Raw genomic sequence first — 22,816 nt, 5'->3', positions numbered from 1 at the left:
CCGCCTGCCCCGTCACGCGCGACTCAAGAACTCAAACCGACGCAAAAAAAACCACCTCAAGCTCACAAAAACTCAAACCCCACCCTCATATCCCTGCTGCCTCCAAGCCTCAAACACAGTAACCGCCACCGCATTAGAAAGATTCAAGCTCCGCTGCCCCGCCCGCATCGGCAACCGCAACCGCTGCTGCGGCGCAAACATCGCCTGGTGTTCATCCGACAACCCCGCGGTCTCCCGCCCGAACACAAACACATCCCCCGGCTCGAACCGCACATCCCCCACGCTGCGCTGCGCCTGCGTCGTCAACGCATAGATATGCGACGCCTGTGCCCCCGTATCCTGCAGCGCCTCTTGCAACGTATCGTGCACCCGCACCGGCTGCCACTCGTGGTAATCCAGCCCGGCCCGCCGCATGCGGGCGTCGTCCAGCTCGAACCCCAGCGGGCGCACCAGGTGCAATTGCGCGCCCGTATTGGCGCACAGGCGGATAGCGTTGCCCGTATTGGGCGGAATCTCGGGGCAGACGAGGATGACGTGGAACATCGCAATAGGGCCGAAAACGTTGAAAGACTTGCGGCCCACACGGGCCGCGCATGGCGGATTGTCGCCGATTTACCCAGGCGCCCGCGGCGTCCGCGCCACCACCAGCACCGTCACGCTGACCGCTCCCGCCGCCCGCAACGCCTTGGCCGCCGCGTGCACCGTGCTGCCGGTGGTCATCACGTCGTCCACCAGCCCGACATGGCGCCCGGCCAGATTTCGCACGCAATGAAACGCCCCCGTCGCCCCTCGCACCCGGGCATGCCGCCCCAGCGCCGTCTGCCGGGGCGTCTCGCGGCGGCGCCTGAGCGCGGTGCACGCCAGCGGCAGCATCAACTGCGCGGCCAGGCCGCGCGCGATCTCTGCCGCCGGGTTCATGCCGCGGCGGCGCAGCGACGCCCGACTGGCAGGCACCGGCACCAGCAACAGGCCTGGCGGCAACGCCCCGTGGCGCCGCACCGCCTGCGCCAACAAGTGCGCCAGCACCGGCGCCGCGCTGAGCCGCAACTGGGTCTTCAACTGGCTGACCAGCGCATCGGCCGGCGGTTCGTAGTCGAACGCCGCGATCGTCCGCGCGAAGGCCCGCGGCATCGCCAGGCAGGCCGTGCAATGCGGCGCAGTCAGGCCCAACCGCAATGCGCAGCGCCGACAACGAGGCGTTCGCGGATCGATGGCCAGGTCTGTCTCGCACCCTTCGCACAGCCTGGCACCACGCACCCGCGCCCCGCACAGCGGGCAATCGCCAGGCACCCTGGCGAGCAGCCCCCGCCCCATGGCCAGTAGGGACAATCGGCGGTGGCCGCTGGGATGCGCAATAATGTCTGTCATCCCCCATGAAATCATGATCCGCCCCGCGCCGCAGGCCCGGGCGCGACCGAAATGTCCCTGCCAGCACCCGCCACCCCGCCTTCGCTTCCCCTCGTTGCCGCCGATGTGCCGCGCCAGTTCGCCCGCCGCGGCGACCTGTCCGACGCGCAATTCCTCTATGGCGAGGTCGCCCGGCGCATGCTCGGCCGGTTGCAATACATCCGCGTGCAGCCGCAGGCCATGCTGGATGCCGGCTGCGGCGCGGGCGACAACCTGCCCCTGCTGCGCGAACGCTATGCCGACGCCGCCTACACCGGACTGGACAACTGCGAGGCCTTGCTGGACATCGCCCGCAAGCGCCACGCCCCCGCCGGCCTGACCGCCTGGATCGGCAAGCTGGCCCGGCGTGGCCCGGCCGTCGGCTTCGTCAATGCCGACCTGGCCGCAACCGGCCTGGCACCGGAATCGCTGGAACTGGTGTGGTCCAACCTGGCGCTGCATTGGCATCGCGAACCGCATGCCGTGCTGGCCGAATGGCGCCGCATCCTGAAAGTGGGCGGACTGGCCATGTTTTCCTGTCTGGGGCCTGCCACGCTGCGCGAGCTGCGGCAGGCGCTGACCGATGCCGGCCTGCGCACCGCCACGCCGGCCTTCGTGGACATGCATGACTTTGGCGACCTGCTGGTCGAGAACGGTTTCGCGGACCCGGTGATGGACCAGGAAATCCTGACCCTGACCTACCGCACCCCTGAAAAACTGCTGCAGGACGTGCGCGCCCTGGGCGGCAACCCGGCAGAAGGCCGCCGCGGCGGCCTGGTCGGACGCGATTGGCAGCAGCGCCTGTGCGCGGCACTGGAAGCGCAGCGCCGGCCCGACGGCGTGATCGCCCTGAGCATCGAAGTCGCCTATGGCCATGCCTGGCGCGCCGCGACCCATCGCGGCATCGCGGGAGAAACCCGGCTGTCGGTCAGCGCCATCGGCGGCCGCCAGCGCAGCACGCCCTGAGCCCACAAGTAACAGGGCCGCCCCTCGGCGGCCCTTTTCTTACCTGGCCATTCTGTTGGCCTTTTCCCTAGTGCAGGCGTTCCGGCAAGGGTGCCGTCACGCCCGGCTCCGCGGCCGAGAGGGGCTGCATGGGTTCGGAGTTGGCCCGGATGCGCCGCCGCAACACCGCGGTCGGCTCGGCCGGCGCGGCGGCCTGGGGCGCCTCGCCACGCCAGGCGTGCGACATCGATTCCACCACCAACGGCAGATCACGCAGGCGATGGAACTGGCTGCGCAGCCAGCGCGCATCGTTGCCGCTGCGCATGGCTTCGTCGCGCAGCGCGGCAATCATGTCGCCCGTGCCCAGTTCTTCGGCCACCGGCATCAGCCGCTGGAACAGCGCGCGCAGGTGGTCCATCAGGCGGGTACGCTGGCCGTCCGGCGTGACGTAGCTGCCCTGCAGGCCAAAGCGGCAGGCCTGGAAGTGGTTGCTGCGGTAGGACAGCCAAGCCTTGTCGCTGGGATCGTCCTCGCGCATCAGCAGCACCGCCAGCGCCTGGGCGAAGGCGGCGATCTGGCAAGCGCGTTCGACGGTCAGCGGCGTGTCGCAAACGCGGATTTCCACCGTGCCGAATTCGGGCTTGGGGCGGATGTCCCAGTACAGGTCCTTGATGCTCTCGGCCAGGCCATAGGCGCGCAGCTGCGACAGGTGGGCCTCAAACTGATACCAGTCCTTGACCTCGGGCGGCATGTGGCCGGCCAGCGGGAAGCTGTTGACGGCATTCAGGCGCGAGCACGAGAACAGGGTATCCACGCCTTCGCAATACGGTGACGAGGCCGACAGCGCGATAAAGTGCGGCACATAGGGCGACAGCCGGCGCAGCAGCTTGATGGCGTCGTCGCCGCTTTTCACGCCCAGATGGATGTGCTGGCCGAAGACCGTAAATTGACGCGCCAGGTAACCATACATTTCTGCCAAGTACTGGAAGCGCGGGGTATCCGAGATAGAGCGCTCTTGCCAGCGCATGAAGGGGTGAGCGCCGCCGCCCGCCACCGAAACGCCGACGGCATCGGCCGCTTCGACCAGGGCGTCGCGCATTTCGCGCATTTCGGCCAACAGGCCCATCGGGTGCTCGTGCACCGAGGAATTCAGTTCAATCATGGACCGCGTGATTTCCGGTTTGACGCGGTCGGCGATGGGGTGGTTGGCCATCTGGGCCAGCAGCTCGTCCGAAGCTGCGGTGAGGTCAAAACTGCGGGGGTCGATCAGTTGCAGCTCGAGTTCGATGCCCAGGGTGTTGGGGGCCGACGAAATGAACGGGATCTGTTCCATCTCGGACTCCTTCAATGTGTGATGAGGGGGTGCGCCGTTCGACCTTGAAGCCCGGCAACTTCCCGGGGGGCACTAGACGGCGGCTTGTGAACGCATAATAGCCGCATGTTTGTGGCAAAACGATTGAAAATAGTGACATTTGTGTGCAACATCACGAAGCATTCGGTTTTGCCCTCTAGAACAAAGTGAGCAAGCACTCACAAGCTAGAAACGATGGGGCTTTCCGGCCGATGGCGCCCGAAATCGCAGTCTGGATGGGGCTTTTGGCCGCGGGCGGGATAACCCTTGCTAGGGTTTACCCGCACAAAATTTATCCGCAAGAATAGCCACCCGGACGCCCGGCCGCCCGAAGGCCGGGTAACCCCCTCAGGGGGCAGCAAAGCCGCGCAGCGGCTGCAGCGTGGGGGCCCCTACTTCCGCCAGAAGATGGGGGTGAACAAGACCAGGACGGTCAGCAGTTCCAACCGTCCGATCAGCATCGCGAACGTGCAGACCCAGATCTGGAAGTCCGACAGCACCGCGAAATTGCCCATTGGGCCGACCGGACCCAAACCCGGGCCGGTATTGTTGACGCTGGCGAAAACGGCCGAGAAGGCCGTGATGGGGTCCAGCCCGGACAGGAGCAGCAGGCTGGTGAAGACGGCGATGGACAGGCCGTAGAACAGCATGAAAGCCAGCACCGACGACATCGTCCGGGCTTCGACCGCCCGGCCATTGATCCGCACCGGGCTGACCGCGTGCGGATGCAACATTGTTACCAGCTCGTTGCGCGCCTGCTTGACCAGCAGGATGGCCCGGATCATCTTGATGCCGCCCCCGGTCGACCCCGCCGACGTGGCAAAGCCCGACAGCAGCAGCATGGTCAACGGCGCGAACAGCGGCCACTGGGCGAAATCGGTGTTGGCGTAGCCCGTGGTGGTGGCCATGGAAATGGTGTTGAACATGCCGTAGCGCAGCGCTTCCAGGGGTTCCTGGTACACGCCCTTAACGTACAGGAACACCGAAATCACCAGCCCCACGCCCAACACCACGACCAGGTACGGAATCGCCTCGGGGCAACGCAGGTAGGCCCGCGGGCTGCGCTGGCGAAAGGCATTGAAGTGGGTGGCGAAGTTGATGCCGGCGATCAGCATGAACACCATGGCCACCATTTCGACCGCGACCGAATCGAAATGCGCGAAACCGTCGTCCCAGGTGGAAAACCCGCCCAGGCCCATGGTGGTGGCCATGTGGCACCAGGCCTCGAACCACGACAGGCCGACCGCGCGGTACGCCAGCAGGCACAGGATCGAAAACGCAAAGTACACCGCGTACAAGGCCTTGGCCGTGCTGGCGATGCGCGGCGTCAGCCGTTCGTCTTTCATGGGGCCGGGCGTTTCGGCCCGCACCACCTGGTGGCCGCCCACGCCCAGCAGCGGCAGAATCGCCACCGCCAGCACCAGGATGCCCATGCCCCCGATCCAGACAAGCGTCGCCCGCCACAGGTTGATCGACGCAGGCAGCGCGTCCAGGTTGGTCAGCACGGTGGCGCCGGTGGTGGTCAGCCCCGACATGGCCTCGAAATACGCCCCGGTGAACGACAGCGGCAGGCCGGCGCGGTGGAAATAGAGCAGCAGCGGTATCGCCGCCAGCAGCGGCAGGCCGGCCCACACGGCTGACACCAGCACGAAGCCGTCGCGGGCCCGCAGCTCGCTGCGCGCGCGCCGCGTCGCCGCGGCCAGCACCCCGCCGATGCCGATGGAAATCAGGAAGCCATGCAGGAAGGCGTCACGCGCCGCATCGCCGCCCACATAGGCGACCACCAGCGGAATGAGCATGGTGAGGGCGAACATCACCATGGTCAGGCCCAGGATATGCAGAGTGGCCAGGACACGCTTCATAGGAGTTATCCAGCCGCCCCGGGCCTGCGGCAGAGGGTGGCGTGCGGGTTCATCAGAAGAACGACGCCGACACTTGGAACAGCTTTTCCACGCGCGGCATCTGCTTGCGCGAGGGCACGAAGACGATGACGTGGTCGTCGGTTTCGATCACGGTATCGGCATCGGGCAGGATGATTTCGTCTTCGCGCACCAGGGCGCCGATGCTGGCACCCTTGGGCAGGCTGATGTCGCCGACCCGCCGGCCCACCACTTTCGACGTGGAGCGGTCGCCGTGGGCGATGGCCTCGAGCGCCTCGGCCACGCCCTGGCGCAGCCGGTGCACCGCCGCCACATCGCCGCGGCGCACGTGGCGCAGCAGCTCGCTCATGGTCGCCTGCGACGGCGACACGGCGATGTCGATATGGCTGCCCTGCATCAGTTCGCCATAGGCCTGGCGGTTGATTAGCGCGATCACCTTGCGCGCCCCCAGCCGCTTGGCCAGCAACGACGACATGATGTTGTCTTCGTCGTCGCTGGTCAGCGCCAGCCAGGTGTCCATGTCTTCGATGTTTTCGCGCTCGAGCAGGGCCTCGTCGGTGCCGCTGCCGTGCAGCACCAGCACGCTGTCGGGCAATTGCGTGGCCAGGTATTCGCAGCGCTTGAGGTCGCGCTCGATGATGCGCACGCTGTAGTTTTCTTCGGCCAGCGCGCGCGCCAGCCGCAGGCCGATGTTGCCGCCACCGGCGATCATCACGCGGCGCACGGCCTTTTCGGCCTCGCGCAGCTGGCGCACGGCGCGGCGGGCGTGGCGAGTATCGACCACCAGCACGACTTCGTCGCCGGGCGCGATGACGGTACCGGACCCGGCCCGCAGCGGCCGGCCGCCGCGCAGCACGTCGATCACACGCGCGGTGACGTCGGGCCAGACTTCGCGCAGCTTGTCCACGGGATGGTGCGCCATGGGGCTGCCATGGCCGACCCGGACGGTCACGACGCTGACCCGGCCCTCGGCGAATTCCACAACCTGCAACGCTTCGGGGAATTCGATCAGGCTGTGCAGGTAGGTGGTGACGCTGCGCTCGGGGCTGATGATGGCGTCGATGCAGAAGCCCTCTTCGCTCATCAGTTCAGGGTGTTCAGGGAATTCGGCCGAGCGGATGCGGGCTATGCGGCGGGGAATGTTGAACAGCTGCCGTGCGATCTTGCAGGCCACCATATTGGCCGCGTCGGACGCGGCACAGGCGATCAAGAGGTCGGTGTCGGCAGCGCCGGCCGCTTCCAGCACCGACACCTGCGAGCCGTCGCCATGGACGACCCGCAGGTCAAAGTGTTCTTGCAGGTACTGGAGCTGGGCCGGGTCCGAGTCGATGACCGTGATGTCGTTCTGTTCCGACACCAGGTTCTCGGCCACGCTGGTGCCTACGCGACCAGCGCCCATGATGAGGATCTTCATGCGCCCCGCTTGCGGGCGGATTCAATGCCCAATTGCTTGAGCTTGCGGTAAAGATGGGTACGTTCGAGGCCGGTGCGTTCGGACACCCGCGTCATGCTGTGGCTTTCGCGGACCAGGTGGTATTCGAAGTAGATGCGTTCGAATTCGTCGCGGGCCTCGCGCAGCGGCTGGTCCAGCGAGATGCTGCCCAGTTGGCCGTTGGCGGTGACCGGGACTTCGTTGGACGGGGCTGCCGACAGCACCGGCGGATCGAGTTCGTCTTCGAGCGCCACGGCAGCGCTGGCCATGGCCGGCGCCGTGGCCGGCGCCGGATGCGGCGCCCGGCCCCGGGCCAGGCCCGCGGCCACGGTCTTGAGCAGACGCTGCAGCGTAATGGGCTTTTCCAGGAAGTCCATCGCACCAATGCGGGTGGCCTCGACCGCCGTATCGATGGTGGCGTGGCCGCTCATCATGATGACGGGCATGTCCAGCAGGCCCTGCGAGCCCCACTCCTTGAGCAGGCTCACGCCATCGGTGTCGGGCATCCAGATGTCCAGCAACACCAGATCGGGACGCATGCGAAGGCGCGCGGCGCGCGCTTGCGCCGCGTTTTCGGCCAATTCGACCGTGTGTCCTTCGTCGTAAAGGATTTCCGACAAAAGCTCGCGAATACCGACTTCGTCGTCAACCACCAGAATTCTGGCCATAAAGCATCCACCTATTGCGTAGCCGCATTATCCTTTTCTTGCGCGGTCGCGTCCATAGTATCGGCCCCGGCTGCAAGCCGGGTCAACAAGATGGAAATCCGCGCGCCCCCTTCCTTGCGGTTCGCAAGGTCGATTCGCCCGCCATGCTCTTCCACAATCTTGCGTACGATTGCCAATCCTAACCCAGTCCCGTGGGACTTGGTGGTTACGTAGGGCTCGAAGGCCCGCTGCATCACCTGGGGCGGGAAGCCCGGGCCGGTGTCGGCCACCGTGAAGCGCAGGGCCTGCTGGTCGGCGCGGTCCGGCTGTTCACTGCGCATCAGCTGGGTCGTGACGCTGACGCGGCCCTCCCCGCCCTTCTCGGCGATGGCGTCGCGGGCATTGGACAAGAGGTTGTGGATCACCTGGCGCAGCTGGGTCGGGTCGCCTTCGATGGCCGGCAGGTCCGGGCCCAGGGTGACGTCCAGGTTCAAGGCCTTGCCGGCCACGCGGGCGGACGCGCCGCCCTCGGGGTCCCAGCCGTACAGCGACAGCACGTCCGCCACCAGGGCATTGAAATCGATGCGTTGCATCACTGCGGGCGGCGTGCGGGCGTATTCGCGGAAGTCATCGACCATCTGCTTGAGCGAGGCCACCTGGTTGACGATGGTGTTGGTGGAACGCTCGACGATCTGGGCCTCGGCGGGCTGCAGCTTGCCTTCCAGCTTCATGGCCAGGCGCTCGGCCGACAGCTGGATGGGGGTCAGCGGGTTCTTGATCTCGTGGGCCAGGCGGCGCGCGACCTCGCCCCAGGCGACGGTGCGGTTGGCCGAAATGACCTCGGTGATGTCGTCGAACACGACCAGATAGCCATTGCCGCGGCCGTCCACCCGCAGGTGGGTCCCGCGCGCCAGCAGCGTCAGGGGCTGCGGACCATTGGGGGTATCGCCCTGCTTGGGCGCGATCTCGAACTGCTGCTGCCAGTGCTGGCGCTCGGACCCGACCGCCGCGTGGGTGGAAAACGCCTGGCGCACGATGTTCGCAAATTCGAGCATGCCGTCCACCGTTTCCAGGGGCCGCCCGATCACCGACCGCAGATCGGCCTGCAAAATGGTCTGCGCGCCCTGGTTGACGGTGGTGACGCGGAACGACTCGTCAAACACCAGCACCCCGGAAGACAGATTGGACAGCACGCTTTCCAGGTAGACGTTGGAGCGTTCGAGCTGCTGGCGGTTGCTTTCGACCATGCGGCGGGCTTCGTCGAGCTGGCGCGTCATGGCGTTGAACGACCGGGTGAGCTGGCCGACTTCGTCGCGCTCGGGCGGCTCGGGCAGCGGGCGGTAGTCGCCCACGCCCACCGCCTGGGTGCCGCCGGCCAGGCTGAGCAGCGGGCGCACCAGACGCTTGGACAGCGACAGGGCCACGGCAATGGCGCCGAACGCCGCCAGCAGCAGCGCCAGGGTCAGCGTGATGCCGTAGAGCTTGCGCAGGCCCAGCCGCGACAGGGCCAGTTCCTGGTAGTCGCGAAAGCCCTGCTGCACCAGGTTGGCGTTGTGCGCGATCTGCTCGGGCACCGGCTGCAGCAGCTGCAGCCAGCGGGGTTCGGACGCTGCGCCCAGCAGGTTGTCGTAGCGGTCGGGCCCCGTCAGGGGAATCACGACCCGCAGGTGCAGGCCGCCGTCCATGCCGGGCTTGACGGGGTCGTCGGCCTCGGCGGCCGAATAGCCGCGCGACAGGCGCAGCTGATTCATGACGGTGGGCGGGGGCATGGCGGGCAGCAACTGGCCATATTGGCTGGTCGAAAACGCCACCATGCGGCCGCTGCCGGTGAACACCATGGCTTCCTGTACGCCATTGGCTTCGCGCAGGCGCGTCAGCGCCAGGGTCACGCCGGTATCGGAATTGCGGTTCAGTTCGGCCGCCATGGACCGCGCCCGGGCGTCCAGGTCGGCCAACAGGGAATCCAGCGCCGCCCGGCCCAGGTTCAGGCCGGCCTCAAGGGCGGTATCGACCCGCACGTTGAACCAGGATTCGATCGAGCGCGACATGAACTGCACCGAGACCGTATAGATCAGGGCGCCGGGCACCACGCCGATCAGGGCGAACGCCAGGGAAAACCGGGCCGTGAGCCGGGCGCCGAACTGGCGTCGCCGGATCTGCCGGGCCAGCCGGACCGTCAGCGCCACCACCCAGACGAACAACGCCAGGGCAAAGATGCCGTTCAGGACCAGCAGGATGTCGTAATAGCGGGCAAAGCGCGAGGCATTGCCGGTGGACCATGCCAACAGGCCCAGCAATGCCAGGCCGCTCACGGCGCCGACCATCAGGGCCAGCCGAAGCAGCAGCCTCATGAGGGGTCTTTCTCCTTGTCGCCGAGCGAGAACGAGAAGTCCGTCCACGGCGTGCCTTGGGCCCACGAACTGCTGTTCAGGGCATTGACCTGGAATGGCCGGGGCAACAGCGAGGTATCCAGCCGCAGCCGCAATTGGCCGCCATAGACCACGCCTTCGTCGAAATCATCGGCATCGGCGACCTGCCAATTGCGTACGTGGCGGATGACGCTCATGGCGTCGTCCAGCGAGGCCACCGGGAAGGACAGCTCGCCGACCCCGGCCCGCCATTGGCGGGTCAGCGCGTTGTAGATCACCCGCCAGGTGCGCGAGGTGTCCACCAGGGATTTGTCGAACCACCACCAGCGCTCGCGCGTGATGGTGACGTCGGCGGTGAAATACAGCGGCACGCCGCGCTGGGCGGCGTCGCGCAGTTGCTGGTTCAGTTCGAATTGGATATCGGCGTCGATTTCAAGCTTGTCGCCGCGCAGCACCGGTTCGACGCGCACGACTTTCGGTTCGGCCGCATGCGCCTGGCCGACCGGCGCAAACGAAAGCAAGGCAGATACGAACAACAACCCCAGAAATAAGCGTGAAATGATGGACATACGACACCGAAACCCTGTCATGCCCCTATTCTTGGCGATTCAGGACGCCTTGGCAAACAAGGCGTAGAAAAACCCGTCGTGTTGCTCCGCAGGTGTTGCATCGACCGCAACTGGCAGCAATTGGCCGGGCGCGTCCAGCCGCTGGGCCTCGGGGTGGCGCTGCAGGAATTCCAGCGCCTGGCGCGCGCCTTCGATCGGGAAGACCGAGCACGTCACATAGAGCAGGCGGCCGCCCGGCGCCACGGTCGCCCACAGCGCGTCCAGGATCCTGGCCTGCAAGGTGGCGGTGCGGCGCACGTCGTTTTCTCGGCGCAGCCAGCGGATGTCCGGGTGGCGCCGCACGATGCCGGACGCGGTGCAGGGCACGTCGGCCAGCACGGCGTCGAAGGGCTTGCCGTCCCACCAGGCGTCCAGGTCGGCGGCGTCGGCCGCCTGCAGGCGCACGCGGTCGCCCGACAGGCCCAGGCGGTCCAGGTTCTGGCCAACCCGCACCAGGCGATCGGCGTCGGCATCCAGGGCCAGCAAGTCGATATCGGCCAGTTCCAGCAGATGAGCGGTCTTGCCGCCGGGCGCCGAGCAGGCGTCCAGCACGCGCATGCCGTCGGCGGGCGCCAGCAGTTCCGCGGCGCGTTGCGCGCCGGCGTCCTGCACCGACCACCAGCCTTCGGCAAAGCCGGGCAGCTGGGTCACAGGCTTGGGCGAAGCCAGCACCACGCCGGCCACGCCCACGGGATCGGCCGCCAGACCTGCCGCCTCGAAAGCCGCCAGCACCTGCTCGCGGCTGGCGCGGCGGCGGTTCACGCGCAGGGTCAGCGGCGCCGGCACGTTGGCCGACTGCAAAATCGCCTGCCATTGCTGCGGGTAGGCCACGCGCAGTTGCTTGACCCACCAGCCCGGGTGGTTCCACTGGGCCTCGAGGCTGTCCGCCACGGCGGCGTCCAGCGCCGCCCGCTCGCGCAGGAAGCGGCGCAGGCAGGCGTTGAGCAGGCCCTTGAACGAGGCCAGGCTGCGCGTATTGGACGCGGCCGTCACGGCCTGGTCCACCACCGTGTGCGGCGCGTAGACCGGCATGCCCGGCATGGCCGCCGCGGCATCACCCTCGGCCTTGAGCAGGGTCAGTGACACCAGCAACAGGGATTCAAACAGCACGTTGGGGTAGCGCTGCACCAGCTCTCGGCCCACCGCGTCGGCCCAGCCCAGGTAGCGCATGGCATGGAACGACACCGCCTGGGTGGCGGGCCGCAAGGCCGAATCGACGTCGATCAGCGCGTCGGTCAGGGACCGGCCGTCCAGGACATCCTCGACCACCCCCGCGCTGGAAAGCAGGACGGCGGAAAGCGGCGGGGCGAGATGGGGGGTGTCGGAACGCGTGGACATGGCAGGAAATCAGAGGATAAGACCGCTATGGTAGCCCGGCGCGGCCCGTGCACCCTGGAGAACACGCGGCCAGGCGCGCCGGCTGTCCGGTTGGCGGCAAGCCGCGCGCCCCTGGACGAAGCGCCCCGCCCACGTCACACTGGCCGCTTGCCACGGAGCCCGCCATGTCCACCGCCACGCTGCTGCTGTTCATCCTGGCCTCGGCCGTCGCCATCGTGACGCCCGGCCCGACCGTCCTGCTTGCGATGAGCAACGGCTCGCGCCACGGCGTGCGCACCGCCTGCTGGGGCATGGGCGGCGCCATCATGGCGGACCTGATCATGGTGGGCGCGGTGGCGTCCGGGCTGGGGGTGGTACTGGCGGCCTCCGAAGTCGCCTTCCACCTCCTGAAGTGGGCGGGCGCGGCCTACCTGGCCTACCTCGGCTGGAAAATGTTGCGATCGGACGCCGCGCTGGTCATGCCCGCCGCCGCGCCGGACGCCGCCCGGCCCGACGGCCTGAAACTGGGCCTGCGCAGCTTCGTAGTCGCGATCACCAATCCGAAATTGCTGCTGTTCATGTCGGCGTTCCTGCCGCAGTTCATCAATACCCAGGCGCCCTTGTTGCCGCAATACCTGACCGTGGCTTGCGTACTGGCGCTGATGAACCTGGCGACCATGCTGGCCTATGCCACGCTGGGTGCCCAATTGGTGCGGGCATTCCAGGGGTCGGGCCTGCGCTGGCTGAACCGCGTCTGCGGCACGCTGATGATCGGGCTGGCCGGCACCTTGGCGTTGTATCGCCGCAGCGGTTCCTGAGCGGCGCAGGGCAGCAAGGCTGCGCAATGGCCTGGCTGCCGCGCCGGCCGACCGCATATTGGGGACACATGAAATCCGGCATCTCGCCCGACGACCCGCTAAAATAACGGCCCCCCGCCCTGCCGCGCTAAAATTGCGCAGTATTTGATCACTGGCGCCGGCTAGCGCCCACCGAGGTATTCCATGTCTTCCCCCAAAGTCGGCTTTGTCAGCCTGGGCTGTCCCAAAGCCCTGGTCGACTCCGAACGCATCCTGACCCAACTGCGCACCGAAGGGTACGAAGTCACGCCCGAATACAACGACGCCGACGTCGTCGTGGTCAACACCTGTGGCTTCATCGACAGCGCCAAGGCCGAATCGCTCGAAGCCATTGGCGAAGCGCTGGCCGAGAACGGCAAGGTCATCGTCACCGGCTGCATGGGCGTCGAGGAATCGGTGATCCGCAAGGTGCACCCCAGCGTGCTGTCCGTGACCGGACCGCAGCAGTACGAAGAAGTGGTGCGGGCCGTGCACGATGCCGCCCCGCCCAAGAAAGACCACAACCCCTACCTGGACCTGGTGCCGCCGCAGGGCGTCAAGCTCACGCCGCGCCACTACGCCTACCTGAAGATCTCCGAAGGCTGCAATCACCGCTGCAGCTTCTGCATCATCCCGTCGATGCGCGGCGACCTGGTCAGCCGGCCCGTGGGCGACGTGCTCAGCGAAGCCGAGCGCCTGGTCAAGGCCGGCGTGAAGGAACTGCTGGTGATCTCGCAGGACACCAGCGCCTACGGCGTGGACGTGAAGTTCCGCAGCGGCTTCTGGAACGGCCGGCCCGTGCGCACCCGCATGACCGAGCTCTGTATGGCCTTGTCCGACATGGGCGTCTGGACGCGCCTGCACTACGTGTATCCGTACCCGCACGTGGACGAAGTGATTCCGCTGATGGCCGAGGGCAAGATCCTGCCCTACCTGGACATTCCGTTCCAGCACGCCAGCCCGCGCATCCTGAAGGCCATGAAGCGTCCGGCCTTTGAAGACAAGACGCTCGCCCGCATCAAGAAGTGGCGCGAGATCTGTCCGGACCTGACCATCCGTTCGACCTTCATCGTCGGTTTTCCCGGCGAAACCGAGGAAGACTTCCAGTACCTGCTGGACTGGATGCAAGAGGCCCAGCTCGACCGCGTCGGCTGTTTCCAGTATTCGCCGGTGGAAGGCGCGCCCGCGAACCTGCTGGACAACCCGGTGCCCGACGACGTCAAGCAGGACCGCTGGGAACGCTTCATGGAACTGCAGCAGTCCATCTCGACCGCGCGCCTGGCCCGTAAGGTCGGCCGCGAGATCGACGTGCTGATCGACGAAGTGGACGAAGACGGCGCCGTGGGCCGCAGCAGCGCCGACGCGCCGGAAATCGACGGCTGCGTCTACGTCAGCTCGGACCGCGTGCTCAAGCCCGGTGATCTGGTGCGCGCTCGCGTCACCGACTCGGACGAGTACGACCTCTGGGCCGAGACGATCTGACGTGAAGATCCGCCGGCGGCCACGGCCGCCGGCTGCGTCTTACGCTTCCAGCAGCTTCAAGCCCGCCACGCCGCCCACGATCAGCGCAATGCATGCCAGGCGCGCGGCAGACGGCGAATCGCCGAACAGCACGATCCCCAACACCGTGATGCCGACCGAGCCGATGCCGGTCCAGACCGCATAGGCCGTGCCCGCGGGCAGGTGCCGCATCGCCAGCGTCAGCAGGAAGATGCTGCCCAGGGCCGCGGCAATGCCAATGGCGCTGGGCCAGAACCGCGTCCACCCGTCCGCATACTTCAACGCCAGCGCCATCACGATTTCCACCGCGCTCGCGGCCAGCAAGATCCACCAGGCCATCGCGGCCTCCCAAGAATCAACCAGCGGCCAGATTAGGACCTATAGTTACCCAGGCACAAGTACGCACCTTTTGGTAACTAAAGGAAGGCTTCCATGGCAACCTCCTCGCATCGCGCACCGGCAGACGTCTTTGACGCCGCCTGCCCCTCGCGCCGCGCGCTTGAATTGATTTCCGGAAAGTGGGTGCCGCTGATTCTGCCGGCGCTGGCGCAAGGCCCGCTGCGCAACGGCGAACTGCTGCGCAAGCTGGACGGCATCTCGCAGAAGATCATGACGCAGACGCTGCGCGAGCTGGAACGCCACGGGCTGGTGCGGCGCGAAGACCTGCGCACGGTGCCGCCGCACGTGCGCTACCACCTGACGGAACTGGGCCGGTCGTTGAACGTGGCACTGGTGGCGCTGGACCGCTGGGCCGAGCAGCATCATGCGCAGCTGGACACGGCGGCGCGCCGCCACGACGCGGCACACCCTCAGCGCTGAAGGAAGCTGACGCCCGAAAACGTCAACGGCGGACAACCCTCGTCGGGATGCCCGCCGCGCGAACACCAGGCGGTCCCGCCCGGCGTATCCTGCCCCGCGACTAGTGCTTGGCCAGGAAGTCCGACATATCGTCGGCGTGCTCTTCCTCGACCGCCAGGATCTCTTCGAGCAAGCGGCGCGTGGTCGAATCCTGTTCGCCGATGTACTCGATCATCTTGCGATAGCTGTCGATGGCGATGCGCTCGGCGATCAGGTTTTCCTTGATCATCTCTTCGAGCGTCTTGCCTTCGACGTACTCGGAGTGGCTGCGCTCAAGCAGGCCCTTGGGCGACAGGTTGGGCTCGCCGCCCAGCTGCACGATGCGTTCGGCCAGCTTGTCGGCGTGGTCTTGTTCCTGGGTGGCGTGCTCGGCGAATTCGGCGGCCACCGGCTCGGCGTTCAGGCCGCGGGCCATGAAGAAGTGGCGCTTGTAGCGCAGCACACAGACGATTTCGGTGGCCAGCGCTTCGTTCAGCAGCTTGAGCACTTGCTCGCGGTCGGCGCGGTAGGTATCGGTGACCGCGCCGGACTCGATGTCCTGGCGCGCCTTGGCGCGGATCGCCTTCACATCCATCTCGAAGGGGCGGTGTGCAGCTTCGCGGTTGCGGGTCGTGTTTTCCATATCGTTAGCTCCTTTTGAGTGGGTCATACGACGCTGGACTTCCAGTCGTTCCGAACGATCCAGTCTACCTACCGCTCGAAAAGATGCTGTGTCCAAACATTGCCCACGGCCCCGTTTGCAGGCCTCGCTTCCTCGGTAAAAACTGCTGGCGACGCTTCTCGTAAACTATCGGCTTCCCGTAAGACCCGTGACGCAATCTGTAACGGGCTAGGCTATAAATAGCGTCATATGACACTGAAGAACATCTGCGTGTATTGCGGCTCCAACCCCGGCGCCCGCCCCGAGTACCTGGAACAGGCCCGTGTGCTGGCCCGAGAACTGGTCAAGCGTGACCTGGGCCTGGTGTATGGCGGTTCGGTGGTCGGCATCATGGGCGTGATTGCCAACGAAGTGCTGGCCGGCGGCGGCCGCGTGATCGGCGTGATCCCCGAACTGCTGCAGAAAAAAGAGCAGGCCCACCGCGGCCTGACCGAACTGCACCTGGTGCAGAACATGCACGAGCGCAAGGCCATGATGATGGACAAGGCCGACGGCTTCATCGCGCTGCCCGGCGGCGCCGGCACGCTGGAAGAATTCTTCGAAGTCTGGACGTGGGCCCAGCTGAACATGCACCAGAAGCCCTGCGGGCTGCTGAACATTGCCGGCTACTACGACGCCCTGATGCAGTTCGTCGACCACGCGGTCGACGAAGCCTTCATGCGCCCCCAGCACCGCGACATGCTGGTGGTCGAAAGCGACCCCGCCACGCTGCTGGACCGCTACGCGATCTACGAACCGCCCAACGTCTCGAAATGGTTCGAGCCGGTGAAGGCCTGACCCATCTCAACCCGTCCCAAGGAAAGCCTCGCAATGTCCACCGGCCCGTTGTCTCCCGCCTGCACCGAGTCTGTATTGCGTGACTACTTCCACGCCAAGGACGAAAACCGCCCGCACTACATGGCGCGCGCCTTCGCCCCGCAGGCTGTGCTGAAGATGGCCCTGCGCACGCAGGCCATCGCCTTTCCCCCTGAATCGCACGGCCTGCCGGCCATCACTGATACGCTGGTGCGCAAGTTCGGCCAGACCTACGACAACGTCTACACCTTCTACCTGGCCCGGCCCGAGGCCGACGCGTGCCTGCCGGAATACCGTTGCGACTGGATTGTCGGCATGACGGAAAAGGCCACCGGCAATGTGCGCGTGGGCTGTGGCCGGTACGACTGGGGCTTCCAGCCGGACCCTTATCGTGCCAACCGCCTGACCATCACCATCGAGACCATGGTGACGCTGCCGCCCGGCGATGCCGAGGCGGTATTCGGCTGGCTGCTGGCGCTGGAGTATCCCTGGACCAACGCGCAGCGCGTGGTGGCCGGCGCCCCGCCGCTTGAAGACCTGGCCCCCGTGGTGCAGTATCTGCTTCACCCCATGTAGACCGGCAACGGATTGCTTACTTGAAATACGACATCGCAGCTTTTGATTTTGACGGGACCTTGGCAGACACCATGCCCTGGTTCAATTCCATCCTGAACACGGTCGCGGACAAGTACGGCTTTCGCAAGATCGACGCGGCTGAACGCGATCAGCTGCGTCACCGCGAAGCCTCGGAAATCCTGAAGTTCCTGGGCATTCCGCTGTGGAAGCTGCCCGCGATCATGGCGCACGTGCGCACGCTCATGCAGGAAATCGACCCCAGCGTTCACCTGTTCGACGGCATTCCCGATGCGCTGGCGCGCCTGAAGGCCGCCGGCATGCGGCTGGCGGTGGTCAGCTCGAATTCGCTCGAGAACGTGCAGCGCGTGCTGGGCCCCGATACCGTCGCCCTGTTCGACGACTACGAATGCGGCACGGACCTGTTCGGCAAGCCGGCCAAGATCGACCGGCTGCTCAAGCGCCACGACACCGCGCCCGAACGCTTTCTGCTGGTGGGCGACGAAATGCGCGACATCGATGCCGCGCGCAAGGCCGGCGTGCGGGTGGCGTCGGTGGCCTGGGGCTACAACCACGTCGATGCGCTGCGCGAACGCGGCCCCGACGAATTGTTCCTGCGCGTCGCCGACCTGCCTGCGCTGGCAGACTGACGCGACCGCCGCCAAGGAAAAGCCGCATGGCACGCAATGTGGAAATCAAGGCCCGCATCTCCAGCGTCGACGCCGTCGAGCCGCTGGCGGCGGCGCTGTCCGGCAAGCCGCCCGTCACCATCGTGCAGGATGACACGTTCTTTGCCTGCCCCAACGGCCGGCTCAAGCTGCGCGTCTTTGCCGACGGCACCGGCGAGCTGATCTTCTATCGCCGCGCAGACGCCACCGGGCCGAAAGAAAGCTTCTACGTCATTTCGCCGACCTCATCGCCGGACACCCTGCGCGAGACCCTGACGCTGGCCTATGGCCTTGCGGGCCGCGTGCGCAAGACACGCCTGCTGCATATGACAGGCCGCACCCGCATCCATCTGGACCGGGTCGAAGGGCTGGGGGATTTCCTGGAACTGGAAGTGGTGCTGCGCGACGGCGAAAGCGTCGAGGCCGGCATGGCCGAAGCCCACGAGCTGCTGGCCAGCCTGCAAGTCAAGCCCGAACAGTTGCTGTCGGGTGCGTATCTGGATCTATTGGCCACGCAGGGCTGAAAGCCGGACACGTGCTGGGGACCGGCGGCGCGCGGCGCTGCGGGTCCCGCAAGCCTCCTCAGGCCGGCTGCCAGCCCCGCACGAACACGTCCACGGGCTGACGCTTGCCGCCGGCCTTCTGCAATTCCAGCAAGCGCAGTACGCCGTCGCCAGTCGCGATATCGATGCCCTGGGCATCCGCACGCAGCACACTGCCCGGCGCGGCCGTGGCGGCCTGGTCCAGCGCCTGGGCGCGCCACACCTTCACCGGGTCATCCAGGCCGGGCAAGCGGATGCTGGCGCCTGGCACGGGATTGAACGCGCGCACGCGGCGCGCCAACAAGGCGGCAGGCTGGCTGCAATCGAGCGCCGCCTCGGCCTTGTCCAGCTTGGCGGCGTAGGTCACGCCGTCCTCGGGCTGGCGAACCGGCGTCAGGCCACCCTGTTCCAGCGCGGCCAGCGTGGCGACGATGGCCTCGCCGCCGGCCACGGCCAAGGCATCGTGCAATTGCGCCGCCGTGGTGTCGTTATGAATGGGCACCACGCGTTCCAGCAGCATGTCGCCCGTATCCAGGCCCGCATCCATCTGCATGATCGTGACGCCGGTACGGGCATCGCCCGCCTCGATGGCGCGCTGGATGGGCGCGGCGCCGCGCCAGCGCGGCAACAGGCTGGCGTGGATGTTCAGGCAGCCCAGGCGCGGCAGGTCCAGCACCCATTGCGGCAGGATCAGGCCGTACGCCGCCACCACCATGACGTCGGGCGCCACGCGTTCGAGCAGTTCGCGAGCCTGGGCAGCCTCGTCGGGATAGCGACCGTCCAGGCGCAGGCTGCGCGGCTGGGCGACGTCAATGCCGGCATCCAGCGCGGCCTGCTTGACCGGGCTGGGCGTGAGCTTGAGCCCCCGCCCCGCGGGACGGTCGGGCTGCGTCATGACCAGGGGAATATCGTGGCCCGCCGCCCGCAAGGCGTCGAAGGCGATACGGGCGAATTCCGGCGTGCCGGCGAAAACTAGGCGCATGGGGGTCTGACCAGAAGAAAGGAAACGGGCATCAGGCGCGCAGCGCTTCGCGCTCGGCCTTTTTCAGCTTGGTCTTGATGCGGTTCTGCTTCAGCGAAGACAGGTACTCGACGAACACCTTGCCTTCAAGGTGATCCAGTTCGTGCTGCACGCACACCGCCAGGAGGCCGTCGGCGTCGAACTCGAACGGCTTGCCATCGATATCCAGCGCCTTGCAGCGAATGCGCGAGGCGCGCTCGACTTCGTCGTACACGCCGGGCACGGACAGGCAGCCTTCTTCGTAGATCTTGTGGTCGTCGCTGTGCCAGGTGATCTCGGGGTTGATCAGCACCAGCAGCTGGTTGCCTTCTTCAGACACGTCGATGACGACCACGCGCTCGTGCACGTCGACTTGGGTTGCGGCCAGGCCCACCCCCGGCGCGTCGTACATGGTGTCGGCCATGTCGCGCACCAGTTGACGGATGCGGTCATCGACCTCGGCGACCGGCTTGGCCACTTTGTGCAAGCGCGGATCCGGGTAGCGAAGAATAGGAAGTAAAGCCATTGAAAGGGGTCGTCAGTAATAAGTGCCTGGATAAGAGTTTAATTCATTAGAGTCTTGATTTCTAATAGTTTTCGGCTAAACGGAAGATTGCACGGATCAACCTGCCCCCGTTTTCGCGCACCGATGCGGGACGAATCGATCCGCCCCTGTCCTGGCCTGTGCCGTGGCCGTGCGACACTCTCGGACGACCGGCGCTGCGCGCCCCGCCCCCTGCCCACCGTCCCTGCCGGCCCGCCGGCGCTCGTTTTCATGCCGCTGACCCACACTGTTGCCGAATTGTCCGCCTGGCTGCGCCTGTCCCTGGAACCCGGGGTCGGCTCCGCCACGGCCTGTACCTTGCTGGGCGCGCTGGGCCTGCCGGAACAGATCTATGCGCAGCGGGCCAGCGCCCTGATGCGCCAGGTGCCCGACGCGCTGGCGCGCCAGCTGGCCGCCCCCATGCCCGCCGACATGGCCGCGCAGGTCGACAGCGCCCTGCAATGGGTCGACGCCCCCGATCACCACATCCTGACCCTGGCCGACCCCGCCTATCCGCAAAGCCTGCTCACCATCGCCGACCCGCCCATCCTGCTCTACGTGACCGGCGATCCGGGCTATCTGCAAGGCCAGGCGCTGGCCGTGGTGGGCGCGCGCAACGCCACGCCGGGCGGCCAGGAAAATGCCCGCGCCTTCGCTCGCCACCTGGCGGGCAACGGCTGGCGGGTCGTCAGCGGGCTGGCATTGGGCATCGACGCGGCGGCTCACGAAGGCGCGCTGGATGCCGGCCCGGGCGGCGCAGGCACGGTCGCAGTGATGGGCACCGGCATCGACCGCATCTATCCCGCCAAGCATCGTGACCTGGCGCACCGCATTGCGGCCCACGGCGCACTGGTGTCCGAACTGCCGCTGGGCACAGGCGCCCTGCCGCAGCACTTTCCCAAGCGCAACCGCATCGTGGCGGGGCTGGCGCGCGGCGTGCTGGTGGTCGAGGCCGCCAAGCAAAGCGGGTCCCTCATCACGGCGCGATTGGCCGGCGAAAGCGGGCGTGAGGTCTTCGCCATTCCGGGTTCCATCCATTCGCCGCTGTCGCGGGGCTGCCATGCCCTGATCCGCCAGGGCGCCAAGCTGGTGGAGACTGCCGCCGACATCACCGACGAACTGGGCGGCGGGCCCATAGCCGGCACGACGCGCGCCAAGGCGCGGGCGCCCGCCGCCTTGCCCGACCACCCCGTGCTCGACGCCCTGGGGTTCGACCCCCTGCACCTGGATGCCATCCAGGCGCGCTGCGGCCTGGATACGCCCACGCTGCAGGCGCAATTGCTGGAACTGGAACTGGCCGCCCGCGTGGCGCGCCTGGACGATGGCCGCTTCCAGCGCCTGAAATAGGCGTTGGCGCTAATATTGACGATGGCGCCGTCGAGTTGCCGCGGCCGCCGCCCGATACCGATACAGGAAGAGACATGGCTTTGCCCTCCCGCGTCAAGATCGTCGAGGTTTCCCCCCGCGACGGCCTGCAGAATGAAAAAGAATTCGTGTCCACCGACATCAAGGTGGAACTGGTCAACCGCCTGGCCGCGGCCGGCTTTCCCAATGTCGAGGCGGCCTCGTTCGTGTCGCCCAAGTGGGTGCCGCAAATGGCCGACGGCGCCGACGTCATGGCGCGCATCGAGCGCCGCCCCGGCACCATCTATTCGGTGCTGACGCCCAACATGAAGGGCTTCGAAGGCGCGCTGGCGGCCGGCGCGGACGAGATCGTCATTTTCGGCGCGGCGAGCGAAGCCTTCTCGCAAAAGAACATCAATTGCTCCATCGCCGAATCCATCGCGCGCTTCGAGCCCGTGGTGCAAGCCGCCCGCGAAGCCGGCATCCGCGTGCGCGGCAGCATCAGCTGCGCGCTGGGCTGTCCCTACCAGGGCGAAGTGCCGATCGACGCGGTGGTCGACGTGGCCCAGCGCTACCTGGCCATGCAGGTCGATGAAATCGACGTCGCCGACACCATCGGCGTCGGCACGCCGCAACGCGTGCGCGACGTGATGGCGGCGGTCACCCGCGTGGTGGACCCGGCGCGTGTGTCGGGCCATTTCCACGACACCTACGGCCAGGCATTGGCCAACATCCTGGCATCGCTGGAAACCGGCATCTCGATCTTCCATGCATCGGTGGCGGGCCTGGGCGGCTGCCCCTATGCCAAGGGCGCCACCGGCAACGTGGCCACCGAAGACGTGCTGTACATGCTGCGTGGCCTGGATATCGACACGGGCGTGGACTTCGACGCCGTGGTCGACATCGGCCAATGGATGTCGGCCAACCTGAACCGCAAGGGCTCCAGCCGGGCCGGCAACGCCATTGCCGCCAAGCGGGCCGCCTGACGCGAAACCTCGTAGAATGGCTGCGCGCGTTTCGCGTGAGCGCCAGGACCGCCTGGCGCGCATCTTCTCGCAACGCTATCGGAATTCCGCAGCCGCATGACGTCCCCCGTCTCCGCCCCTCCGCCCGAGGAACTTGCCGCCCTGCTGCGCGCCATCGGCCCCCTGCCCCTCTCGGGGCAGGCATGGCCGGACTGGGTCCGCATCCTGACCTGGGTCATCCTGGCCGTGCTGGGCGTGCAGGTCGTCACGACCGCCATCCGCGCCCCCGCGCAGCCATTCGACGCTGCGCTGGCTGTGGGCGTGGGAGTGTGCTTCATCGGCCTGTTGTTCATCTCCTGGCACATGCAGACATCCATCACCACCATCGACGAACGCGGCCTGCGCCAAAGCTGGTTCGCGCGCCGCGAGGTCGCCTGGGAAGACGTGCGCGGCGCGCGGTTCGTGCCGATGCTGTTTTCCAAGCGGCTGGTGGTGTTCACGCATAGCGGACGACCCGTGATCTTCCAGGGCGGCACACGCGAACTGCGCAACGCATTCACCAAAATTGCCGAACTGTACCGGCGCAGTTGAGCCG

The 22,816-nt window shown here is 66.8% G+C and carries 24 protein-coding genes; 11 read left to right on the top strand and 13 right to left on the bottom strand.

From position 1 onward, the window contains the following. Nucleotides 1-72: 72 nt before the first annotated feature. Both U858_RS0131450 and U858_RS0131445 read right to left on the bottom strand, forming a co-directional pair. Nucleotides 73-543: a tRNA (cytidine(34)-2'-O)-methyltransferase gene (locus U858_RS0131450; RefSeq protein WP_025141082.1), complete on the bottom strand. Its 471-nt coding sequence runs from the start codon at nt 541-543 to the stop codon at nt 73-75. Nucleotides 544-612: 69 nt separating this feature from the next. Further along, on the bottom strand, nt 613-1,176 hold the full coding sequence (locus U858_RS0131445; protein WP_369797757.1) for a ComF family protein: 564 nt from the start codon (nt 1,174-1,176) through the stop codon (nt 613-615). Nucleotides 1,177-1,419: 243 nt separating this feature from the next. On the opposite strand from U858_RS0131445, the gene U858_RS0131440 reads away from it, so the two are divergent. Beyond that, nucleotides 1,420-2,352, top strand: coding sequence for a methyltransferase domain-containing protein (locus tag U858_RS0131440; protein ID WP_025141080.1), 933 nt, complete (start codon nt 1,420-1,422; stop codon nt 2,350-2,352). Nucleotides 2,353-2,419: 67 nt separating this feature from the next. Here U858_RS0131440 and U858_RS0131435 read toward each other — a convergent pair whose 3' ends face one another. From U858_RS0131435 to rsmB, 7 genes are all read right to left on the bottom strand, one after another. Next, entirely contained in the window at nt 2,420-3,664 is a 1,245-nt protein-coding gene (locus U858_RS0131435; RefSeq protein ID WP_025141079.1) for a YbdK family carboxylate-amine ligase, read from the bottom strand. Between the two features lie 410 nt (nt 3,665-4,074). Beyond that, on the bottom strand, nt 4,075-5,544 hold the full coding sequence (locus U858_RS0131430) for a TrkH family potassium uptake protein (protein ID WP_025141078.1): 1,470 nt from the start codon (nt 5,542-5,544) through the stop codon (nt 4,075-4,077). 52 nt (nt 5,545-5,596) lie between these two features. Next, on the bottom strand, nt 5,597-6,976 hold the full coding sequence (trkA, locus tag U858_RS0131425; RefSeq protein WP_025141077.1) for a Trk system potassium transporter TrkA: 1,380 nt from the start codon (nt 6,974-6,976) through the stop codon (nt 5,597-5,599). Continuing rightward, nucleotides 6,973-7,662: a response regulator gene (locus U858_RS0131420; RefSeq protein ID WP_025141076.1), complete on the bottom strand. Its 690-nt coding sequence runs from the start codon at nt 7,660-7,662 to the stop codon at nt 6,973-6,975. Before U858_RS0131420 ends, trkA begins: the two co-directional genes overlap by 4 nt. Nucleotides 7,663-7,673: 11 nt before the next feature. After that, on the bottom strand, nt 7,674-9,992 hold the full coding sequence (locus U858_RS0131415; protein WP_025141075.1) for an ATP-binding protein: 2,319 nt from the start codon (nt 9,990-9,992) through the stop codon (nt 7,674-7,676). Beyond that, nucleotides 9,989-10,579, bottom strand: a complete 591-nt coding sequence (locus U858_RS0131410; protein ID WP_115597055.1) for a DUF4390 domain-containing protein — start codon at nt 10,577-10,579, stop codon at nt 9,989-9,991. Before U858_RS0131410 ends, U858_RS0131415 begins: the two co-directional genes overlap by 4 nt. A gap of 39 nt (nt 10,580-10,618) precedes the next feature. Then, on the bottom strand, nt 10,619-11,956 hold the full coding sequence (rsmB, locus tag U858_RS0131405; RefSeq protein WP_025141073.1) for a 16S rRNA (cytosine(967)-C(5))-methyltransferase RsmB: 1,338 nt from the start codon (nt 11,954-11,956) through the stop codon (nt 10,619-10,621). Nucleotides 11,957-12,120: 164 nt separating this feature from the next. On the opposite strand from rsmB, the gene U858_RS0131400 reads away from it, so the two are divergent. Both U858_RS0131400 and rimO read left to right on the top strand, forming a co-directional pair. Then, a complete protein-coding gene (locus tag U858_RS0131400) occupies nt 12,121-12,753 on the top strand; it encodes a LysE family translocator (protein WP_025141072.1) in 633 nt (210 codons plus the stop codon). A 183-nt stretch (nt 12,754-12,936) separates the two neighbouring features. Next, a complete protein-coding gene (rimO, locus tag U858_RS0131395; RefSeq protein WP_025141071.1) occupies nt 12,937-14,253 on the top strand; it encodes a 30S ribosomal protein S12 methylthiotransferase RimO in 1,317 nt (438 codons plus the stop codon). Nucleotides 14,254-14,292: 39 nt separating this feature from the next. Here rimO and U858_RS0131390 read toward each other — a convergent pair whose 3' ends face one another. Next, nucleotides 14,293-14,610, bottom strand: coding sequence for a multidrug efflux SMR transporter (locus U858_RS0131390; protein WP_025141070.1), 318 nt, complete (start codon nt 14,608-14,610; stop codon nt 14,293-14,295). A gap of 93 nt (nt 14,611-14,703) precedes the next feature. Here U858_RS0131390 and U858_RS0131385 point away from each other — a divergent pair, with 93 nt between their 5' ends. Then, nucleotides 14,704-15,090, top strand: a complete 387-nt coding sequence (locus tag U858_RS0131385) for a helix-turn-helix domain-containing protein (protein WP_025141069.1) — start codon at nt 14,704-14,706, stop codon at nt 15,088-15,090. A 100-nt stretch (nt 15,091-15,190) separates the two neighbouring features. Here the strand turns inward: U858_RS0131385 and U858_RS0131380 are convergent, their stop codons facing one another. Beyond that, complete coding sequence (locus U858_RS0131380) at nt 15,191-15,751, bottom strand: ferritin-like domain-containing protein (protein WP_042885899.1); 561 nt, start codon at nt 15,749-15,751, stop codon at nt 15,191-15,193. A 228-nt stretch (nt 15,752-15,979) separates the two neighbouring features. On the opposite strand from U858_RS0131380, the gene U858_RS0131375 reads away from it, so the two are divergent. The 4 genes from U858_RS0131375 to U858_RS0131360 are packed head-to-tail and all read left to right on the top strand — an operon-like array spanning nt 15,980 to nt 18,350. Next, a complete protein-coding gene (locus U858_RS0131375) occupies nt 15,980-16,567 on the top strand; it encodes a TIGR00730 family Rossman fold protein (RefSeq protein ID WP_025141067.1) in 588 nt (195 codons plus the stop codon). Nucleotides 16,568-16,600: 33 nt separating this feature from the next. Continuing rightward, nucleotides 16,601-17,161, top strand: coding sequence for a hypothetical protein (locus U858_RS0131370; protein ID WP_025141066.1), 561 nt, complete (start codon nt 16,601-16,603; stop codon nt 17,159-17,161). A gap of 20 nt (nt 17,162-17,181) precedes the next feature. Next, nucleotides 17,182-17,808 carry an HAD-IA family hydrolase gene (locus U858_RS0131365; RefSeq protein WP_025141065.1) on the top strand — a complete coding sequence of 209 codons (627 nt, stop codon included), beginning with the start codon at nt 17,182-17,184 and terminating at the stop codon, nt 17,806-17,808. Between the two features lie 26 nt (nt 17,809-17,834). Next, complete coding sequence (locus U858_RS0131360; RefSeq protein WP_025141064.1) at nt 17,835-18,350, top strand: class IV adenylate cyclase; 516 nt, start codon at nt 17,835-17,837, stop codon at nt 18,348-18,350. A gap of 58 nt (nt 18,351-18,408) precedes the next feature. On the opposite strand, the gene fmt is transcribed toward U858_RS0131360, so the two are convergent. Beyond that, nucleotides 18,409-19,350 carry a methionyl-tRNA formyltransferase gene (gene fmt / locus U858_RS0131355; RefSeq protein ID WP_025141063.1) on the bottom strand — a complete coding sequence of 314 codons (942 nt, stop codon included), beginning with the start codon at nt 19,348-19,350 and terminating at the stop codon, nt 18,409-18,411. Nucleotides 19,351-19,381: 31 nt separating this feature from the next. Then, nucleotides 19,382-19,894, bottom strand: coding sequence for a peptide deformylase (gene def, locus U858_RS0131350; protein WP_025141062.1), 513 nt, complete (start codon nt 19,892-19,894; stop codon nt 19,382-19,384). 249 nt (nt 19,895-20,143) lie between these two features. Between def and dprA the strand changes: the two genes are divergently transcribed. The 3 genes from dprA (at nt 20,144) to U858_RS0131335 (ending at nt 22,812) form a co-directional block, all read left to right on the top strand. Next, nucleotides 20,144-21,259, top strand: a complete 1,116-nt coding sequence (dprA, locus tag U858_RS0131345; protein WP_025141061.1) for a DNA-processing protein DprA — start codon at nt 20,144-20,146, stop codon at nt 21,257-21,259. A gap of 74 nt (nt 21,260-21,333) precedes the next feature. Next, complete coding sequence (locus tag U858_RS0131340; protein ID WP_025141060.1) at nt 21,334-22,242, top strand: hydroxymethylglutaryl-CoA lyase; 909 nt, start codon at nt 21,334-21,336, stop codon at nt 22,240-22,242. Nucleotides 22,243-22,338: 96 nt separating this feature from the next. Then, nucleotides 22,339-22,812, top strand: a complete 474-nt coding sequence (locus U858_RS0131335) for a membrane protein (RefSeq protein ID WP_025141059.1) — start codon at nt 22,339-22,341, stop codon at nt 22,810-22,812. Nucleotides 22,813-22,816 lie beyond the last annotated feature (4 nt).

Origin of the sequence: Achromobacter sp. DH1f, from assembly GCF_000633435.1 — a bacterium.
In the GTDB taxonomy this organism is placed as follows: Bacteria; Pseudomonadota; Gammaproteobacteria; order Burkholderiales; family Burkholderiaceae_B; genus Achromobacter; species Achromobacter deleyi.
The sequence above is the reverse complement of the archived record's forward strand: the minus strand, read 5'-3'. Positions and strand labels throughout refer to the sequence as shown.

Bases quoted from the DNA above. Each gene is read 5' to 3' on its own strand.
- U858_RS0131450 (WP_025141082.1), bottom strand. From the start codon at position 543: ATGTTCCACGTCATCCTCGTCTGCCCCGAGATTCCGCCCAATACGGGC.
- U858_RS0131440 (WP_025141080.1), top strand. From the start codon at position 1,420: ATGTCCCTGCCAGCACCCGCCACCCCGCCTTCGCTTCCCCTCGTTGCC.
- U858_RS0131435 (WP_025141079.1), bottom strand. From the start codon at position 3,664: ATGGAACAGATCCCGTTCATTTCGTCGGCCCCCAACACCCTGGGCATC.
- U858_RS0131430 (WP_025141078.1), bottom strand. From the start codon at position 5,544: ATGAAGCGTGTCCTGGCCACTCTGCATATCCTGGGCCTGACCATGGTG.
- trkA (WP_025141077.1), bottom strand. From the start codon at position 6,976: ATGAAGATCCTCATCATGGGCGCTGGTCGCGTAGGCACCAGCGTGGCC.
- U858_RS0131420 (WP_025141076.1), bottom strand. From the start codon at position 7,662: ATGGCCAGAATTCTGGTGGTTGACGACGAAGTCGGTATTCGCGAGCTT.
- U858_RS0131415 (WP_025141075.1), bottom strand. From the start codon at position 9,992: ATGAGGCTGCTGCTTCGGCTGGCCCTGATGGTCGGCGCCGTGAGCGGC.
- U858_RS0131410 (WP_115597055.1), bottom strand. From the start codon at position 10,579: ATGTCCATCATTTCACGCTTATTTCTGGGGTTGTTGTTCGTATCTGCC.
- rsmB (WP_025141073.1), bottom strand. From the start codon at position 11,956: ATGTCCACGCGTTCCGACACCCCCCATCTCGCCCCGCCGCTTTCCGCC.
- U858_RS0131400 (WP_025141072.1), top strand. From the start codon at position 12,121: ATGTCCACCGCCACGCTGCTGCTGTTCATCCTGGCCTCGGCCGTCGCC.
- rimO (WP_025141071.1), top strand. From the start codon at position 12,937: ATGTCTTCCCCCAAAGTCGGCTTTGTCAGCCTGGGCTGTCCCAAAGCC.
- U858_RS0131390 (WP_025141070.1), bottom strand. From the start codon at position 14,610: ATGGCCTGGTGGATCTTGCTGGCCGCGAGCGCGGTGGAAATCGTGATG.
- U858_RS0131385 (WP_025141069.1), top strand. From the start codon at position 14,704: ATGGCAACCTCCTCGCATCGCGCACCGGCAGACGTCTTTGACGCCGCC.
- U858_RS0131380 (WP_042885899.1), bottom strand. From the start codon at position 15,751: ATGGAAAACACGACCCGCAACCGCGAAGCTGCACACCGCCCCTTCGAG.
- U858_RS0131375 (WP_025141067.1), top strand. From the start codon at position 15,980: ATGACACTGAAGAACATCTGCGTGTATTGCGGCTCCAACCCCGGCGCC.
- U858_RS0131370 (WP_025141066.1), top strand. From the start codon at position 16,601: ATGTCCACCGGCCCGTTGTCTCCCGCCTGCACCGAGTCTGTATTGCGT.
- U858_RS0131360 (WP_025141064.1), top strand. From the start codon at position 17,835: ATGGCACGCAATGTGGAAATCAAGGCCCGCATCTCCAGCGTCGACGCC.
- fmt (WP_025141063.1), bottom strand. From the start codon at position 19,350: ATGCGCCTAGTTTTCGCCGGCACGCCGGAATTCGCCCGTATCGCCTTC.
- def (WP_025141062.1), bottom strand. From the start codon at position 19,894: ATGGCTTTACTTCCTATTCTTCGCTACCCGGATCCGCGCTTGCACAAA.
- dprA (WP_025141061.1), top strand. From the start codon at position 20,144: ATGCCGCTGACCCACACTGTTGCCGAATTGTCCGCCTGGCTGCGCCTG.
- U858_RS0131340 (WP_025141060.1), top strand. From the start codon at position 21,334: ATGGCTTTGCCCTCCCGCGTCAAGATCGTCGAGGTTTCCCCCCGCGAC.
- U858_RS0131335 (WP_025141059.1), top strand. From the start codon at position 22,339: ATGACGTCCCCCGTCTCCGCCCCTCCGCCCGAGGAACTTGCCGCCCTG.